Raw genomic sequence first — 17,065 nt, 5'->3', positions numbered from 1 at the left:
GATGTGCTCTTCCCACACCCGCATGGTGACCGGCCGCCGCGCCCTCCTGGCCGCACCGGCCGCCGCCCTGCTCCCCCGCGCCGTCGAGGCCCGGGCGGCGCAGGCCGCGGGACCGGCCGGGAAAGCCGACGTGTTCGAGACCCTGCTCACTCGTGCCGGGCATCTCCTCACCGGGTCCGACGCCGATCCAGCCGACGCCGACGTCGCCGCCGCCCTCGACCGGCTGGAGGCCACGGCGACCGACCTGTGGCAGCGGCTGGACCGCTCCGCCTCCCGGACCGCGCTGTGGAGCGACCTGTCCCCCGTCACCGAGCCGGGCAACTTCGGACAGAGCTACACCAACCTGCGCACCCTCACCCTCGCATGGGCCACCCCGGGTACCGGCCTGTCTTCTTCGCACGAGGTCGCGGACGCGCTGGCCGGCGCGCTCCGCTTCCTGCACGAGGAGGCGTACCACGCGCAGGCCAAGGAGAGCGGCAACTGGTGGTTCTGGGAAATCGGCGCACCCCGCGCGCTGCTGGACACCTGCGTGCTCGTGCGCGCGCACCTGCCGGCCGGCGACCTGAGCCGGTACCTGGCCGCGGTCGACCGCTTCTGCCCCGATCCCGACCGCCGCACCAACGCCCCCTCACTCTCCGAGACCGGCGCCAACAGAGCCGACAAGTGCCTGATCGTCGCGCTGCGCGGCCTGCTCGGACGGGACGAGGGGAAACTCGCGTCCGCACGCGACGGCCTGTCCGACACCCGGGACTCCGGGCGCAACACCCTCTTCGGGTACGTCACCTCGGGCGACGGCTTCTACGAGGACGGCTCCTTCGTCCAGCACGACGCCGTCGCCTACACGGGCTCGTACGGAAACGTGCTGCTCACCGGCGTCGCCCAGGCCATCGCGCTGCTCGCGGAATCCCCCTGGGCCGTCACCGATCCGCGCGTGGAGGTGGTGTACGACGCGGTCGACAGGTCCTTCGCACCGCTGGTCTTCGACGGTCTCATGGCGGACGCCGTACGCGGACGTGCCGTCTCCCGCGAACAGCAGAGCGACCACACCGCCGGCGCGGCGCTGATCTCCACCGTCCTGCTGCTCGCCGAGAGCGTCCCCGCCGAGCGCGCGGAGAAGTGGCGGGCACGGGTGAAGGGCTGGATCGAGCGCAACCGCAGCCACCCCTACGTCGCCGAGGCGGACGTCCCCCAGGTGGTGCGTGCCAAGGCGCTGCTGGCCGACGGGCAGGTGCGTCCCGCCGAGCGCCCCGCCCTGCACGCGGTCTTCGCCGACATGGACCGGGTGGTGCACCGCCGGCCCCGCTGGGCGCTCGCGCTCTCGCTCTCCTCACGCCGCATCGCGGGCTACGAGGCGGGCAACGGGGAGAACCTGCACGGCTGGTACACCGGCGACGGCATGACGTACCTCTACACCGAGGACGACCTCGGCCAGTTCGGTGACGGTTTCTGGCCGACCGTCGACCCGTACCGGCTGCCGGGCACCACGGTCGAGGTGCGGCACCGCGAGGACGCGGGCACCGGGGCCGGCACCGGCCTCTACCGGCCGTCGAACCACGTGGCCGGCGGCGCCGCGCTGGAGGCCCGGTACGGGGTGTCCGCCATGGAGCTGATCGGAGCCGAGGGCAGTCCGCGCGCCAAGAAGGCGTGGTTCTTCCTCGACAACGCGCTCGTCGCCCTCGGGGCGGGCATCCACGCCGGGGAAGGCCGCAGAGCCGAGACCGTCGTGGAGAACCGCAACCTGCACGCGCACGGCACCTCGGCCCTCCGCGTCGACGGTGTCCGCATGCCAGGCGCCCAGGGCTGGTCGAAGACGTTCGACCGGGCAGGCTGGGCCCACCTGGAGGGCGTCGGCGGCTACGTCTTCCCCGCGGGCGGCGCACTGCGCGCGCTGCGCGAGGAGCGCACCGGAGCGTGGCGGGACATCAACACCGGCGCGGACACCGGCGGCAGCTCCACCCCGCTGACGCGGCGCTACGTGACTCTCTGGTTCGACCACGGCACCTCCCCCACCGACGCGGGCTACGCCTACGTGGTGCTGCCGGGCGCCTCGGCGGCGGCGACCGCCGCCTGGCGGGTCTCGCGGCCCGTACGCGTCGCCGCCAACTCGCCGACGGTGCAGGCCATCGAGTCGCGCCGGGACGGCCTGACGGCGGCCCACTTCTGGCAGGCCGGCAGCGCCGCGGGCCTCACCGCCGACGGGCCCGCCTCGGTGCTGGTACGCCGCGGCCACGGCGAGGCGACCGTCTCCGTGGCCGACCCGGGCCGCACCGCCGACCGGGTCACCATCCGCCTCCCCTTCCCCGTACGGTCCGTTCTCAGCAGCGACGACACCGTGTTCCTCACCCCTGGGCACCGCCCGCTGCTGACCGTCGCGGTGGGCGGCTCCCGCGGCCACACCCACCACGCCCGCCTGGCGTGACACCGCCCGCATCCGGAGGGTCCTTCCTCATGTCCGTCCCGCCCCACCTGTTGCTGCCGCCGACCGACCGCGTCCGCTCCCCCCGCACCGGATGGACGCGCGCCCACTGGGAGGCGGTCGCCGACCGGCTCCTCGACGCGTTCTGGCCGTACGCCAGCCCCGGATGCGCCCAGTACCGGCTGCCGGGCCGGGGCAGTTGGTCGGGGATCGTCCTCGACGGTCTCGAAGGCTTCGCCCGCTCCTTCCTCCTCGCCGCGTGCCGCATCGCGGGCGCGGGCGGAGATGCCGACCCGGCGCTGGTCGAGCGGTACGCCGCCGGGCTCGCCTCGGGGACCGACAGGGACAGCGGTGAGACCTGGCCCGCGCTCACCGACTGCTCGCAGCAGATGGTCGAGGCCGCCTCGATCGCCGTCGCCCTGCACGAGACCAGGCCGTGGCTGTGGGACCGGTTGGATGCCCGGGTGCAGGAGCGGGTCGTCGACTGGTTCTCCGGCTTCGCCGGCGCCCGCACCTGGGACAACAACTGGCGGCTGTTCCAGGTGGTCTCCGAGCAGTTCCTCGCCTCGGTGGGCGCCCCGCACCGCAGGGACGACATCGAAAGCGGCCTGGACCGGATCGAGGACTGGTACGTGTCGGACGGCTGGTACACCGACGGGGACGGCCGCAACTTCGACTACTACACCGGCTGGGCCCTGCACCTGTACCCGCTGCTCTGGTCGAGGATGGCAGCGGCAACCGAGGGTGCCGACGGCGGCCGGGGCGAGGTCTACCGCCGGCGCCTGAGCGCCTACCTCGCCACCTATCCGCACTTCTTCGGCGGCGACGGAGCACCCGTCCACCAGGGGCGTTCGCTCTCCTACCGGTTCGCGGTCCTGGCCCCGGTGTGGATGGGCGCGCTGGCGGACTGCACCCCGCTGGCGCCCGGCCTCACCCGCCGCCTCGCCTCGGGGACGCTGCGGCACTTCGTGGAACGCGGCGTCCCCGACGAACAGGGGCTGCTGCCGCTGGGCTGGTACGACACGTTCCTGCCCGCGTCGCAGCCCTACTCGGGCCCCGCGTCGCCGTACTGGGCGAGCAAGGGGTTCCTCGGGCTGCTGCTGCCCGCGGACCATCCGGTGTGGACGGAGACCGAAAGCCCGCTGCCCGTGGAGGAGACCGACCAGTGCGTCGCGCTCCCGGCCCCCGGCTGGCTGCTGCACGGCACCCGGCACGACGGCCTCGTCCGGCTCGTCAACCACGGAAGCGACCACCAGCCGCCCGGGGGCGCGGGCCAGGACGATCCGCACTACTCCGCCTTCGCCTACTCGACGGCCACGGCGCCCACCAGCGCCCCGCACGCCAGGCAGCGGGCCCTGGACAACCACCTCGCGCTGCTCACCCCCGACGGCACCCCCTCGCTGCGCCGCCGCATCCACCCGCTCAGCTGTGCGGACGGCCAGGCGTCGTCCTGGCACGAGGCCGAGCTCCCGGGGCATGCGGATACGTTCCGCATCGAGACGGTCTCGCTGCCGCACGGGCCGTGGGAGGTCCGGGCCCACCGCGTCCAGGCCCCGCCGGGCGCCTCGGTCCGCGAGAGCGGTTACGCGGTCGCCCACCGGCAGCCCGTGCACACGGCGACCGGCCCCGGGTGGGCCCTGGCGCGTACGGCGGACGGGCTGACGAGTGCCGTGATCGCGCTGCACGGCTGGGACGAGGACGGGGCCTCGGTCGCCCTGGAGACGCACGCCAACGCGTTCGGCCCGCACTCGGCGACGCCCTCCGTGACGGTGACAGGCCACCAGCAGGACGCCGGGGCAGCCGGCGGCCTCCACGCCTCCTTGATCGTGCTCTCCCGCGACACCGTGGATCCGCGCGCGCTGCGTGCGGCGGTGACCGTCGAGGTCAGCGGGGAGACGCTGCTCGTCCGCTTCCTCGACGGCACCGTGCTGCGACCGCGCTGGGCGGCACCGGCGGAGCGGAAACCGCGGTAACGCCGCGGGCGCTCGGCACTGTTGACCGCTCCACCGGTGCGGCTTGGCGTCACCTCGACCGGGGCACTGCGGGCCGCCGCAAAGCGCGACATCACCCTCACCGGCACCCACTTCCGCCAAACGTCACCGACCTGTCGGCCGGCGCGTGCGGCCGGTTCCCGTCCGCCACCGGGACCGTCACGCCGTGGGCGTTGTCTCCGCACCGATCGACGTGATCACGTGGGGGCCGAGCCCGCACGACGGTGCCGGCGAGAGTGACGGGAGAGGCGTCGGTGGCGAAGGAAGCGCAAGGGGTACCGTCCCGGCCGGTCAACTGGGCGGGGAACATCAGGTACACGGCCGAGCAGCTGCACCGCCCCGCCGGGCTGGACGCGTTGCGGGCACTCGTGGCCAAAAGCCGCCAGGTACGGGTGCTGGGCAGCGGCCACACCTTCAACCGGCTCGCCGACACCGACACCTCGCGGGGCGCGCTGGTCTCGCTGGCCGGGCTGCCACCCGTGACGGAGGTCGACACCGCGGCCCGTACGGTACGGGTGGGCGGCGGGGTGCGCTACGCGGAACTGGCCGCGCACGTGCACCGCCACGGCCTCGCTCTGGCGGCGATGGCGTCGCTGCCGCACATCTCGGTCGCGGGCGCCGTGGCGACGGGCAGCCACGGCTCCGGCAACGCGACGCCGCCGCTGTCGGCCGCGGTGCGGGAGGTGGAGCTGTTGACCGCGGACGGCTCGCCTGCCGTGGTGCGGCGAGGCGAGCCCGACTTCGCAGCCGCAGTGGTCTCGCTGGGCGCGCTGGGGGTGGTGACGACGCTGACGCTCGACCTGGAGCCGGCCTACGAGGTCGAGAGCCATGTCTTCGACGGGTTCGCGATGGCGGACCTGGACACGGACGGCGACGTGGAGGCGGTGACCGGGTCGGCCTCCAGCGTCAGCCTGTTCACCGACTGGCGGGCGCCGAGGTGGACGCAGGTGTGGCTCAAGCGCCGCTGCGACGGACCCGAGGTCCGCTTCCCCTGGTCGGCGCCCGTCACGGAGCAGCGCCATCCCGTGCTCGGCCGGACGGGGACGAACTGCACCGCGCAGGGCGGCCTTCCGGGCCCTTGGCACGAACGGCTGCCCCACTTCAGGCCGGAGTTCACCCCCAGCAGCGGTGCGGAACTCCAATCCGAGTACCTGCTGCCGCGGACGGCGACGCGGCCCGCACTCGCCGCGCTGGCCGGGGTCAGGGAGACCGTCGCGCCGGCGCTCCAGGTGTGCGAGGTGCGGACGGTCGCGGGCGACGACCAGTGGCTGAGTCCGGCGTACGGCCGCGACTCGCTGGCCGTCCACTTCACCTGGACGCCGCGGCTCCCGCTGGTGAGGGAGGCGGTGGCGGCCGTGGAGGAGGCTCTGGCGCCGTTCGCGGCCCGCCCGCACTGGGGGAAGGTCTTCGCCGTGGCGCACCAGCGGCTGCGGGACGTCCACCCGCGCCTGGCCGACTTCGCCCGCACGGCGTCGCGTTGGGACGCGGGCGGGAAGTTCCGCAACGGTTTCCTCCGTACGGTCCTGGAGGGGTGAGACCGCCGTCCGCTGGACGGCACGGAGCCCGTGCGGGACCGAACGGGGCTGTGCGTGCCCGTGTCGGCCCGATCGCACGCAAAGCCTTGACGTTGGTCCAGACCTTGGGCACGGTGCTGTGCCGAGAGAGCGCTCATCCCCCCCCCACCGCGAAGGAGCGCATCGTCATGGTCCGTACTGGCAGGAGACGCCGTGGGTACCGTCCGGCGGTGATGGCCGCGATGGTGACGGCCCTCGGCACACTGGCGCTGCCCAGCGCCCAGGCCGACGGGGCGTCCGGACGGTCCCCGCAGGCCGCCGGGCACGCACAGGTCGGACAGGTCACGCAGGAAGCGTGGCGGACCGACTTCGACGGTTCGGCGGGATCCCCGCCCTCCGGCGACGACTGGATCGTCGACACCGGCACCAGCTACCCCGGCGGCCCGCCCAACTGGGGCACCGGCGAGGTGCAGACGTACACCGACAGGCCGGAGAACCTCCAACTCGACGGCGAGGGCCACCTGAAGATCACCGCCCTCAAGGACGGCGACGCCTGGACCTCTGCCCGTATCGAGACCAAGCGCACGGACTTCGCGGCGCCCGAGGGCGGCACGATGCGCGTCTCGGCCAGCCTGAAACTGCCCGAGGTCTCCGGCGAGCAGGCGCTGGGTTACTGGCCCGCCTTCTGGACGCTGGGCGCCGACTACCGCGGCAACTACCAGAACTGGCCCGGGGTGGGCGAGTTCGACATCATGGAGAACGTCAACGGCCTAAGCGCCGCACACGGCGTACTCCACTGCGGTGTCAACCCCGGCGGCCCCTGCAACGAGACCACCGGCATCGGCGACAGCGCGACGTGCGACGGCAGCTGCCAGGGCGGCTTCCACGAGTACGCGCTCGAACTCGACCGCAGCGGAGCCTCCGAAGAGCTGCGCTGGTACCAGGACGGCCGGCTCTTCCACACCGTGCGCGAGTCCGACATGGACGCCGCCACGTGGAAGAACGCCACGGACCACGGCCACTTCGTCCTGCTCAACCTGGCCATGGGCGGCGCCTTCCCCGACGGCGACGCGGGGCAGTCCACCCCGACGGCCGCCACCGTGTCCGGCGGCTCGCTCCTCGTCGACCACGTCGCCGTGGACGTCACCGCTCCCGCCGGGCACGAGGGGTGAGAGAAGAGGTCTCCCGAGCGGTGCTCCCCGCCTCCTGCGGGGAGCACCGCTTGACGTACCTGGCAGCATGACCGCCATGTCTGTCTACGTGATCTCCGAAGTCGAGGTGTTGGACGAGGAACGTGCCGACACCTACCGGGCGCTGGCGGAGGACTCCATCCGCCGGCACGGCGGCCGCTACCTGGTCCGCGGTGCTGTGCCCGACGCCGTGGAGGGCACCTGGCCCGCCTCCGAGCGCCTCGTCGTCATCGAGTTCCCGGACGCCGAGCGGGCCAGGGAGTGGTACGCGTCCGCCGAGTACGCGCCGGCGCTGACGGTGCGGAAGTCCGCGCTGGAGCGGCGGCTCCTCTTCGTCGACGGGGTGTCCGAGTAGCGGGCCCGGACACGGCCCGGGCCCGGCGACCCACCGAAGTGGCCGGCACCGGCGGGCACCGCGGCGACCGGCACGGCACCGGCCCCCACCAGCGAGGCATCCGCCGGACGTACGGCCCAGGAGCGCGTCAGCCGGCGCGTCCCTCGCCCGGCTCGAGGCGGAGATCGCCCTGAGCCGGCTGTCCGAGACCTTCCCGCACCCCCCACGCCGGCTCCCAGGGTGCCGTCCCTGGGCATCAACGGGTACCAGAAGCTGCCGGCCCACCTGGGCTGAGACGAAGTGCTGGTACACCCGCGCGGCGCCACCCGGGGGCCGGGGGCGCCGCGCGGGCGGGTTTAGCGGCCTGACGCCAGGGGCACCGCGTGGGCCGGGTGCTGCTCCGGTCCGGGCCCCACCGCGCGGCGTCACGCTTTCGGCCACTTTCCTGGCACCGCGCGGCGTCGCGGTCGGCCGACTGTCGGTGACGCGCAGCGGGCGGGCGACGACCCGGCAGCGACGCTGCCCAGCCCTCTCCCCACGGGAGGTCGCATGAGCTTCGACGGCGGCACGGGTCGCGGTGCCGGCTTCGACGACGGCACGGACCGCGGTCACCGCTGCGACGACGGCAGCCGCGGTGACCGCTGCAACGACGCTCCGGACCGCGGTCCCGGCCTCGACCACGGCCCGGACCATGGTGCCGGTACGGAGCCGGAAGAGCGCTTCCCTCAGAGCGCTACCGAGCGGTCCGCGATGCTCGGGGCGCTCATCACCGCCAGCCACCTGTCCACGCTGGAGATGCTCCCGCACCACCTGTGCGAGCAGGCGGCCCGCGTCGGACTGGGCGACGTGCAGATCTACCTGGCCGATCTGCAACAGGACCTGCTGACCCCGCTGGCCCCGCACCCCCCGCCGGCCGGCGGGGAGGGCCTGCGCCCGGAGGAGATCAGCGTGGAGGGAACCGTGGCCGGGCGGGCGTTCCAGCACGGGGAGGTCCTTCCCGCGTCGCCGGCCGACCGCGACCACTGGTGGGTGCCGCTCGTGAACGGTACGGACCGGCTCGGCGTGCTGCGCATCACCGCGCCCGACGCCGACGAGGCCGCCCAGCTGGACATGCGCCGGCTGGCCGGTCTGGTGGCCCTGATGGTGGTCAGCAAGCGCGGGCTCAGTGATTCCTACAGCCGGCTGGTCCGCCGCCGGCGCATGGACGTGGCGACCGAAATGGAATGGCGTCTGATGCCTTCCAGGAGCTTCGCCACCGAAAGCCTGATGATCAGCGCGCTGATGGAGCCCGCGTACGAGGTCAGCGGGGACGTCTACGACTACGCGTTCGACGGGCGCATCGCGCACTTCGCCCTGTTCGACGCGATGGGCCACGACACCACCGCGGGGCTGACCGGCAACCTCGCGCTGTCCACGGCCCGCAACGCCCGCCGCGAGGGGGCCGATCTTCCGCAGACGGCCGCCGCCGTGGAGGACGTCCTGCTGGAGCAGTTCTCGGGGGACCAGTTCGTCACGGGCATCCTGGCCCAGCTGGACGTGACCACCGGTGCACTGCACTGGGTCTGCTGCGGGCACCCTCCGCCGGTCGTCGTCCGCGGGCGGCACACCTTCCACCTGGACTGCCCTCCCGCACCTCCCATGGGTACCGGTTTCGGGGCACCGGAGGACTTCTGCAGCACGGAACTCGAACCCGGTGACCGTCTGCTGCTCTACACCGACGGCATCACCGAGGCCCGCAGCCCCGAGGGGGAGGAATTCGGCCTTCGCCGCTTCCTCGACTTCCTCCTCCGCCACCAGGCGGACGGACTGCCCGTCCCCGAAACGCTGCGCCGGCTGATCCGCCACCACCTGGAGTACCACCAGGGGCGGCTCGACGACGATGCGACGATCCTGCTCGCCCAGTGGCACGGGCCGGTCGGCCTCGCCACCGAAGAGGTCAAGGACCGCGTCGGCCTCCCCGCCGTACCGGACGGCCGCCGCGAGGACTGAGACGGCACGGACCGGCTTCAGCGCCTGAGGCGGGGGGGCCGCCTCAGGCGGGAGGGGTCAAGGGCGACGGGGCTTGCCGCGCCGTGAGCCGCCGCCCTGCGCGCCCCTGCCACCGCCCCCGCCCCGGGCGGTCCGGCCTCCGGCCCTGCCGGGCGTGGGCTTGCGGCGCGGTGCCGGCTTGTCCGAGCGCTTCTGCTTCGGCTGTGCCTCGGGTCCCTTGCGGCCCCGGGTGCTGTTGACGGTGCGGCCGCGGACGATGCCGATGAAGTCCTCCACCCCGTCCGTTGTCCGCTCCTCGGGCCACGCGAGCGCCACCTGGGAGGTGGGGGCGTCCGTGACGGTGCGGTACGTCAGGTCCCTGCGGTGGTGGAGGCGGGCCAGGGACTGCGGGACGACGAGGAGCCCCACCCCGGCGGCCACCAGCTCGACGGCGTCGGCCGTCGTCGCGGGCCTTTCCCTGGCAGGCCGGCCAGGCGGCTCCTCCCAGCCGAGTACGTCGTCGAGGGGGTGCAGCAGGATGTCGTCGGCCAGGTCGCCCGTGGTCACCTCGTCCGCCGCGGTCACGAGGTGGTCCTTGGGGACCACGACCACCGTCTTCTCCGTGTAGAGCGGGATCGCGCTGAAGTACTCACGGTCGACGGGAAGCCGTACGAACCCCGCGTCGGCACCGCCGTCCCGCAGCAGCCCCGGCGCCTCGGCCGCGGTCACAGGGGCCAGGCGCAGCGGAACGTCCGGCAGCCGCTCCTCCCAGATCCGCACCCACTTCGTGGGCGTCACACCGGGGACGAACGCGACCGTGAACGAAGGGGAGGTTTCCGAGCCTGTCACTTCGCCAGGCTACCGGGCGTGGTGAAAGGCACCGCACGCGATCGATACCCTTGACCCCATGACGTCGCACAAGACCACCCAGACCATGAAGCCCGCGACCGCGGCGAAGAAGCTGGGTGTGTACCTCGAAGCCACCCCCGCCGAGTTCCAGGAGGGCGTGGTCTCGCGCGACGAGTTGAACGCCCTCCAGGCCGAGCCGCCCCAGTGGCTGCTGGACCTGCGCCGCAACGGCCCCCACCCGCGCCCTGTGGTCGCCGCGAAGCTGGGCGTGTCCATCTCGGGCCTCGCCCGGGGCGGCGTCACCGAGGCGCTGACGACGGAGAAGATCGACGCGCTCAAGGCGGAGAACCCCGAGTGGCTGCGCAAGGAGCGCGCCACCCAGGCCGAGGTCCGCAAGGAAGCGGCACGCGTCAAGGCGAAGAACGCCGCCGCCCGCGACGAGGAGCGGCAGACGACCCGCCGCTGAGCGCGGAGACCGTGGCCGGCGGCCCCGCGGCCGGCCGGTGCGGGGAGTCGACCGGCCGTGCGGCTGGACCCACACGACCTCCCGCGGCCCCGGCGCGGGGTCCCGGCCGGAATGCGGTTGACGCCTGGAGGCGCCCGGCTGTCGGATGGCCCTTCATGACCGCAGGGCAGATGCATCCGGGCCAGTACCCCGTCGACGAGGCTCTTGTCCGGCGGCTGCTCGCCCGGCGGTTCCCGCAGTGGGCGGGGCAGGCCGTTGAGCGGGTTCCGTCCGGCGGCACGGTCAACGCCATGTACCGGTTGGGGCACGACATGGTCGTCCGCCTGCCGCTCACGGAGGGTGGTGCCGCGGATGTCGTGCTGGAACGGGAGTGGCTGCCGCGCCTCGCTCCCCTTCTTCCCGTCGCGGTCCCCGAGGTCCGCGGGGCCGGGAAGCCGGCCGAGGGCTATCCGTGGCCGTGGTCGGTGTACCGGTGGCGGGAGGGGCAGCACCCCGAGGCGGGGGCGCTGAGCGAGCCGTCGCTGCTGGCCCGGGACCTGGCCGGCTTCGTGACGGCGATGCGGGGACTCGCCGTGCCGGGGGCCGCGCCGAAGGCCCACCGCGGCGGCCCACTGGCCGCGCTCGACGCGGAGACCCGGGCGGCCCTCGCTGCGTTGCGGAGGATCACGCGGGAGGACATCGACGTCGACGCCGCCACCGGTGTGTGGGAAGAGGCGTTGCGTGCTCCGGGCCCCGACGGGCCGCCCGTCTGGCTGCACGCCGACCTGATGCCGGGCAATCTCCTGGTGGACGGTGCGGGCCGGCTGGCTTCCGTCATCGACTTCGGATGCACGGGCAGGGGCGACCCCGCCTGTGACCTGTTCCCCGCGTGGAACCTGCTGCCGGCAGGCGCACGGGAGATCTTCCGAGCGGCGCTCGCCGTGGACGAGGCCACCTGGATACGCGGCCGGGGCCGTGCCCTCTCGCAGGCGCTGATCGCGCTGCCCTACTACCGGACGACGAACCCCGCGATGGCCCGCAACGCCCGGCACGTGATCCGGGCGGTGCTGGAAGAGACCTGACGACCCGGCAGGGCGCCGGGCCGGCTGTGTTCTGGGGAATTGCGGCACCGAACCCCTTCCCGAGCGCAGGAGTTCGGCCTTTGTTCCGTTTCCGTACAGGTTCCCGGGCGAGGGCGGGTGGCAGGATGCGCTGGTCTGCTCGCCTGTGACGGGCGAGGTAGCGCACATTCCTCGCACGCACAGGGCTGGTCCATGTCACTTGAGAACGTCTCCCCGAATCCGGTGGTACCGGAAACCCCCGTACCCGAACCCCGGCCGCTCTCGGAGGAGTCGGCTTCCGGAAACGCGAGTCCCGGAAATACGAGTGCCGGGAAGTCGGGCCCGGGGGCGCCGCATTCCCTGGACTCGACGTCCGCGCAGTCACTTTCCCGAGGCGGAACAGCCGCCGAAGCCGGTCCGGCGAGCCAGGGCCACCGGTACGACATCGACCTGCTGCGCGTCGTGTGTGCTTGCTCGGTCATCGTCGGACACGTCGGTGGCGCGTGCATGCAGGCGGTCGACAGGAGCGCGGACGGCGGGCGTGCGGTCTACTGGACGGGGCTCTTCCTCGACTCGGTCACCAGCTGGGCCGTCCCGATGTACTTCGCCATCGCGGGCTGGGCGGTGCTGGTGGGCGCTCCCCCGCGCAGCGGCCGGACCCTGCGCCGGCGCTCCTTGCGCATGCTCGTACCTGTGGGCGTCTGGTCGGCGGTCTACCTCGCCTGGGGCCGGGTGCGGGACACCAACGAGGGACCGACGTCGAAACTCGCGCTGGAGGCCGTGTTCGGCACCGTCCAGCCCGCCTACCACCTGTGGTACTTCTACGCCCACGTCCCGCTCATCCTGCTCCTGGGCCTGGTGATGCTGCTCAAGGCCGGACAGCGGCCGTGGGGAGTGGTCGCGGCGCTCGTGGTCGTCTCGGCCGGGCCCACCGCGTTCAGCGACCTCGCCCGGCTCACCGGGTGGGACGTGCCGCGCTTCGGCTGGCAGGCCGGGAGCTACGCGCTGGTCTACGCCGTGGTCGGCGCCCTGCTGCTCAGCCTGCCGGCCACCCCGCGCGGGCACCGCGGCTGGTGGGCAGCGGGCGCGGTGGCGGCGCTGGCCGCGGTGCTGTGGTCCCAGGACCGCGTCCACTTCGTCATCCCGAACGCCAGCGTGCTGGTGGCCGCGCTGAGTGTGTGCGTGCTGTTCGCCGTCAACGGGGTGCGGATCCCCGAGCGGATCCGTCCCGTGCTGGGCAGACTGACGGACGCGGGACTGGGCGCCTTCATGTTCCACGTGCTCGTGCTGAACGCGGTCGCTCCCTGGTTCGTCTCCGCCGGACGCGGATGGCTGGGCGCGGCCGGAGCCGCGGCGGCGCTGGCCGTCGTGACGCTGATCCCCTCCTTCGCGCTGAGCATGCTGTGGGGCCGGCTCACGTTGCGGCGCTGGCTCGGGTAAGCAGGCCGGCGGGCGGGCAGGCAGGCAGGCAGGGAATGTTCCCGGTCTGCCCGCCCGCCGTGTCAGCGCAGTGCGCGCTGCGCGGTGCGGATGCGGTGTGCCGCCCAGCGCGCGGACGGGCTGCTGCGCAGCAGCCGCGCGCGGACCGACGTTCCGCCTCCGGGGAGCGCCAGCGCGGTGAGGCGGCGGCGCTTGAAGTAGCGCACGGTGTCCTCGTCGAGGCGGGCGTCGAGCCAGGCGATCGCCTCCTCACGCAGCAGCGGGTGCAGCTTGGCCTGCATGCAGTAGCCGACCGTCCGCAGGAGGGCGGCGAGTTCGCCGGTCCGCTCCCCCGTCACAGGCGCGTGCGTCCGCTCCCCCGTCACAGGCGCGTGCGTCCGCTGACCTGTCGCGGGCGCGTACCGCGCGCCGGCCGCGGCGTCTTCCAGGTCCGGGACGACGAAGTCGACGAGTGTCACCGGCACGCGGTTGCTGTTCTGGTAGGGCGCCAGCCGGTCGAGCAGCGGTGTCGTGCCCACTTTGGCGATGTCGATGCCGTAACAGGTGGCCGCGGTCAGCATGGCGGTGGAGAAGCAGCCCACCACCAGTGTCGGCCCGCACCGTTCGTACACGGTCTCGGCCAGCACCGGGCTGTCGAGAACGTGGAGCCGCACCCCCGCCTGCGCCGCCGTCTTCTCCATGACGTGCGAGTAGCGGGCCGGGGCGGTGGGATGCGGCTTGAACACCAGGCACTCGTGTCCCGCCGCGACCGCCCCGCGCACCATGCGCACGTGCAGTTCCTCCTCCTCTTCGGGGCTGAGGATGCCCAGCGCCGCGAGGTACTGGCCGAGCAGCACGGCGCTCGGCCCGTCGGCCGCGACACCGGCGAGCTCCGGCAGCCCGGCGGCGGCCTCGCCCAGTTCGCCGAGGACCGCCCTGAAGGCGTCGGTCGGCACGATCTCGGGCCGCACGGCGTGCTCCACCAGCAGCAGCGGACGCAGACCCGGCACCAGGTCCAGGTGCAGCAGCCGCTGGATCCGGCAGCCCAGCCACTGGGGCAGCCGCTCCCGGGTGGGGCCGTAGCTCATCAGCCCGTCGGCGTAGACGTGGACGGCGCTGCCACTGAAGATCGTGGCCAGCGCTCTCGCGGGGCTGACGTGGACCGACTCCACGATCAGCTCGACCGGCGCGTCCGAGAGCCGCCACGCGTGGCGGAACATCCGCTCCCACACGGGGGATTCGTCACGCAGGGGCGCCCAGGTGCTCGGGTGGAAGGGGCGGATGGCCTCGTTCCAGTCGATGGTCTCGTCGAACCGGTCGGCGAGGCGGTCGAAACCGGTCATGGCGGTGAGCCCGGTCGCCGCCTCGGGGGTGGGGGCGTTGGTGGTCACCAGGAGGATCCTGCGGGCGGCCTGTCTGGGACCGAACTGCCCGGCGTCCAAGGAGGCGGCCAGGGTCGCCGCCCCGTAGAGCGTGGAGACCTCGAAGATCTGTACGGGGCGAAGGGCCCGGTTCCCCGGGGCGTGGTGACGCTCCACGTTCACGGCTCAGGCCGCCTTTCGCACGGCACGGTGGCGTCGCAGCATGTCGGCGCGTGCGTGGTCCATGCCGGCCAGGGTCTCCTCCAGCACGTCCTGGGGCATGCCCCGCATGGCGGTGGTCGCCCTCTTCTTCAGACGTCTGGCGACCGGGGCGTGATAGCGCCGTACGGCGGCCAGGTGGAAGGCGAGCAGCGCGCAGTACGTCCGCACCGCCTTGGGCAGGAAGCGCTCGCCCTCGGGGTCGGCGGCGAGGTCGGCGAGCAGGGCGTCGTGTGCGGGGATGAAGTCGAGTTGCCGGGCGTCGCGGATCTGGGTGAGGGAGGTGGCCACCCCGCGCCGGTAGAAGACGCCGAGCAGTCCGCTCGCCGCGAAGGAGCGGGCCCTCAGGTGCAGTCGCCATGTCCACAGCCGGTCCTCCGCGGTGCGCAGGCCGGCGTCGAAGCGGAGCGCGCCGTCGGCGAACAGTTCGCGCCGGTAGACACCGGCCCACACGAACGGGTAGTCCACCATCGTCTCCACCTGCGGCGGGGCGATCACGTCCCGGGGGCGCAGCACCGTCTCGCGCACCGGTGCCGGAGCCCGGTGCACGACACGCGTGGTGCCGGTGCTGCGCACGTGGTCCGTGCGGACGAAGTCGCAGCCCAACTCCTCGATGCGGCCTACGAGTGCGTCGAGATGGCCTGGGCCGTACCAGTCGTCTCCGTCGAGGAAGGTGACGTAGTCGCCGCGCGCGGCGTCGATTCCGCTGTTGCGGCTCTGCGCGATGCCCCTGTTCTGCTCGTGCCGCAGGATGGTGGCGCCGGGCAGACGGTACGCCCACCTGTCGAGGATCTCCGGGGTGGCGTCGGTGGAGCAGTCGTCGACGAGGAGGAACTCCGTATCGGCGCCCGCGTTGTTGGCGAGGCTCCGCAGAGTGTCCTCCGCGAATTCCTGCACGTTGTAGCACGGCACGATGACGGTGAGCTTTGGCATGCGCAATCCAGGGGGCAGGGCGGAATGAAGGAGAAAAGAGGCCGTACGGCGAACGGCCGATGAATTCGCGGTGAACTCGGAAATGCGAGGAAGAGCGCGTGCACGCGGAACCCGGCAGCCTGGTCAAGGACAACGGGCGAGAAATGCACGGCAGCAGCGTAAGCACTGCGAGTGGCTTTTTGACCCGACTTGAGTGAAGCTCTGAAGAACCCGACACGCGAACCGGCCCGGCAAAAGACACAAGGGAGGCCAGTTGCCCACCTGGCCGGTGAATTCTTCGAGATCCATCTCACAGGCCGTGCGCGGCGCGGCTCAGACGGCCTCCGCCTCGATGAGCGAGGACAGGGACGGGGTCGCAAGGACGCGGTTGAGCCGGAATCCGGAGCTCTCCAGCAGCGCCCGGAAGTCCGCGGCGGTGCGCTCCCGGCCCCTGACGACCATGAGCATGACGATGTCCAGATCGAGAGCGGGATGCGGAGTGCCGTCGTCCGGCAGCACCGCGTCGATCACCAGCAGTCTGGTGCCCGGCGTCACCGCCGCCCGCACGGCACCGAGGATGCGCAGGCAGTCCTCGTCGGCCCAGTCGTGGAGGACGTTCTTGAGCAGGTAGAGGTCACCGCCTCGGGGTACGGCGGTGAAGAAGTCGCCGCCCTTCGTGCTCCAGCGCCCTTCCAAGCCCGGTTCGTCCAGCAGGTGTTCGGCGACGGTCCCGGGCCGGTCGTGGAGGACGCCGGTCAGGCCGGGGAAGCGGGTGAGGAGGTCGCGCAGGAGACCGCCCCTGCCGCCGCCGACGTCGACGAGCGTGCCGCTGTCCGGGAACGGGTAGCCGTCGGCGACGTGCGCGTTGACGGTGCCGGGGCGCGAGGTCATCGCGGCGTCGAAGAGCCGGCTCTTGTCGGGCGCTGCGGCCAGGTGGTCGAAGAAGGAACAGCCGTAGGCCGCGTCGAAGCCGGGCTCTCCGGTGCGCACGGCGCCGGGGATGCCGGCCGCGGCCCGGCGGAACATCTCGTCCGTGAACATCATGACGGGGGCGTGCTGCGAGCCGGGGACGTCCGTGCGCAGGGCCGCGCCGCTGTCGGTGAGGGCGAAGGCGCCGTTCTCCTCGTGGAAGAGGCCGCGCGCGGCCAGCAGCCGCAGCACCCGGCGCAGCGGATCGGCCCGGGTGCCGGAGCGGTCGGCCAGTTCCTCCGCGGTGCGGGGCCCGTCCGCCAAGAGGTCGGCGATCCCGTGCTCCACGACGGCGCGCAGGGCCGAGGCGTGGATGTGCCCGTACATCAGGTCGCGCAGCGGGCCTAGGGGTGCGGGTACTGGCACTCCGGTCGGCTGGTCGTCCTGGGTGGAGGTCACCGGTTCGCTCCTGTCTGC

13 protein-coding genes are annotated in these 17,065 nt (G+C 73.1%); 9 read left to right on the top strand and 4 right to left on the bottom strand.

All coding sequences use genetic code 11. From position 1 onward, the window contains the following. Position 1 precedes the first annotated feature (1 nt). The 6 genes from DQ392_RS09760 (at position 2) to DQ392_RS09735 (ending at position 9,434) form a co-directional block, all read left to right on the top strand. Complete coding sequence (locus DQ392_RS09760; protein WP_245981290.1) at positions 2-2,419, top strand: polysaccharide lyase 8 family protein; 2,418 nt, start codon at positions 2-4, stop codon at positions 2,417-2,419. Positions 2,420-2,448: 29 nt separating this feature from the next. Beyond that, positions 2,449-4,389, top strand: coding sequence for a DUF2264 domain-containing protein (locus tag DQ392_RS09755; RefSeq protein WP_114015146.1), 1,941 nt, complete (start codon positions 2,449-2,451; stop codon positions 4,387-4,389). Between the two features lie 272 nt (positions 4,390-4,661). Next, complete coding sequence (locus DQ392_RS09750; protein ID WP_114015145.1) at positions 4,662-5,942, top strand: FAD-binding protein; 1,281 nt, start codon at positions 4,662-4,664, stop codon at positions 5,940-5,942. Positions 5,943-6,154: 212 nt separating this feature from the next. Continuing rightward, entirely contained in the window at positions 6,155-7,093 is a 939-nt protein-coding gene (locus DQ392_RS09745) for a glycoside hydrolase family 16 protein (RefSeq protein WP_114015144.1), read from the top strand. A 76-nt stretch (positions 7,094-7,169) separates the two neighbouring features. Further along, positions 7,170-7,466 carry a DUF1330 domain-containing protein gene (locus tag DQ392_RS09740; RefSeq protein ID WP_114015312.1) on the top strand — a complete coding sequence of 99 codons (297 nt, stop codon included), beginning with the start codon at positions 7,170-7,172 and terminating at the stop codon, positions 7,464-7,466. A gap of 528 nt (positions 7,467-7,994) precedes the next feature. Further along, complete coding sequence (locus DQ392_RS09735) at positions 7,995-9,434, top strand: PP2C family protein-serine/threonine phosphatase (RefSeq protein ID WP_342774926.1); 1,440 nt, start codon at positions 7,995-7,997, stop codon at positions 9,432-9,434. Between the two features lie 57 nt (positions 9,435-9,491). Here the strand turns inward: DQ392_RS09735 and DQ392_RS09730 are convergent, their stop codons facing one another. Beyond that, positions 9,492-10,262 (bottom strand): LysR family transcriptional regulator substrate-binding protein, encoded by a 771-nt coding sequence (locus DQ392_RS09730; RefSeq protein ID WP_114015143.1) that lies wholly within the window; start codon positions 10,260-10,262, stop codon positions 9,492-9,494. Between the two features lie 58 nt (positions 10,263-10,320). Here DQ392_RS09730 and DQ392_RS09725 point away from each other — a divergent pair, with 58 nt between their 5' ends. The 3 genes from DQ392_RS09725 to DQ392_RS09715 all read left to right on the top strand — a co-directional run bounded on the left by DQ392_RS09725 (position 10,321) and on the right by DQ392_RS09715 (position 13,208). After that, entirely contained in the window at positions 10,321-10,728 is a 408-nt protein-coding gene (locus tag DQ392_RS09725; RefSeq protein ID WP_114015142.1) for a DUF5997 family protein, read from the top strand. Between the two features lie 155 nt (positions 10,729-10,883). Beyond that, positions 10,884-11,789, top strand: coding sequence for an aminoglycoside phosphotransferase family protein (locus tag DQ392_RS09720; RefSeq protein WP_181856356.1), 906 nt, complete (start codon positions 10,884-10,886; stop codon positions 11,787-11,789). A 339-nt stretch (positions 11,790-12,128) separates the two neighbouring features. After that, a complete protein-coding gene (locus DQ392_RS09715; protein WP_114015309.1) occupies positions 12,129-13,208 on the top strand; it encodes an acyltransferase in 1,080 nt (359 codons plus the stop codon). Between the two features lie 62 nt (positions 13,209-13,270). Here the strand turns inward: DQ392_RS09715 and DQ392_RS09710 are convergent, their stop codons facing one another. The 3 genes from DQ392_RS09710 to DQ392_RS09700 all read right to left on the bottom strand — a co-directional run bounded on the left by DQ392_RS09710 (position 13,271) and on the right by DQ392_RS09700 (position 17,047). Then, positions 13,271-14,731 (bottom strand): alpha-2,8-polysialyltransferase family protein, encoded by a 1,461-nt coding sequence (locus tag DQ392_RS09710; RefSeq protein ID WP_245981288.1) that lies wholly within the window; start codon positions 14,729-14,731, stop codon positions 13,271-13,273. Positions 14,732-14,734: 3 nt separating this feature from the next. Next, positions 14,735-15,700 (bottom strand): glycosyltransferase family 2 protein, encoded by a 966-nt coding sequence (locus DQ392_RS09705; RefSeq protein WP_114015141.1) that lies wholly within the window; start codon positions 15,698-15,700, stop codon positions 14,735-14,737. 312 nt (positions 15,701-16,012) lie between these two features. Further along, the gene (locus DQ392_RS09700) at positions 16,013-17,047 is read right to left on the bottom strand and encodes a methyltransferase (RefSeq protein ID WP_245981287.1); all 1,035 of its coding nucleotides are present in this window, start codon (positions 17,045-17,047) and stop codon (positions 16,013-16,015) included. Positions 17,048-17,065 lie beyond the last annotated feature (18 nt).

Origin of the sequence: Streptomyces reniochalinae (genome assembly GCF_003323735.1) — a bacterium.
Lineage (GTDB): Bacteria > Actinomycetota > Actinomycetes > Streptomycetales > Streptomycetaceae > Streptomyces > Streptomyces reniochalinae.
The sequence above is the reverse complement of the archived record's forward strand: the minus strand, read 5'-3'. Positions and strand labels throughout refer to the sequence as shown.

Bases quoted from the DNA above. Each gene is read 5' to 3' on its own strand.
- DQ392_RS09760 (WP_245981290.1), top strand. From the start codon at position 2: ATGTGCTCTTCCCACACCCGCATGGTGACCGGCCGCCGCGCCCTCCTG.
- DQ392_RS09755 (WP_114015146.1), top strand. From the start codon at position 2,449: ATGTCCGTCCCGCCCCACCTGTTGCTGCCGCCGACCGACCGCGTCCGC.
- DQ392_RS09745 (WP_114015144.1), top strand. From the start codon at position 6,155: ATGGCCGCGATGGTGACGGCCCTCGGCACACTGGCGCTGCCCAGCGCC.
- DQ392_RS09740 (WP_114015312.1), top strand. From the start codon at position 7,170: ATGTCTGTCTACGTGATCTCCGAAGTCGAGGTGTTGGACGAGGAACGT.
- DQ392_RS09735 (WP_342774926.1), top strand. From the start codon at position 7,995: ATGAGCTTCGACGGCGGCACGGGTCGCGGTGCCGGCTTCGACGACGGC.
- DQ392_RS09725 (WP_114015142.1), top strand. From the start codon at position 10,321: ATGACGTCGCACAAGACCACCCAGACCATGAAGCCCGCGACCGCGGCG.
- DQ392_RS09720 (WP_181856356.1), top strand. From the start codon at position 10,884: ATGACCGCAGGGCAGATGCATCCGGGCCAGTACCCCGTCGACGAGGCT.
- DQ392_RS09705 (WP_114015141.1), bottom strand. From the start codon at position 15,700: ATGCCAAAGCTCACCGTCATCGTGCCGTGCTACAACGTGCAGGAATTC.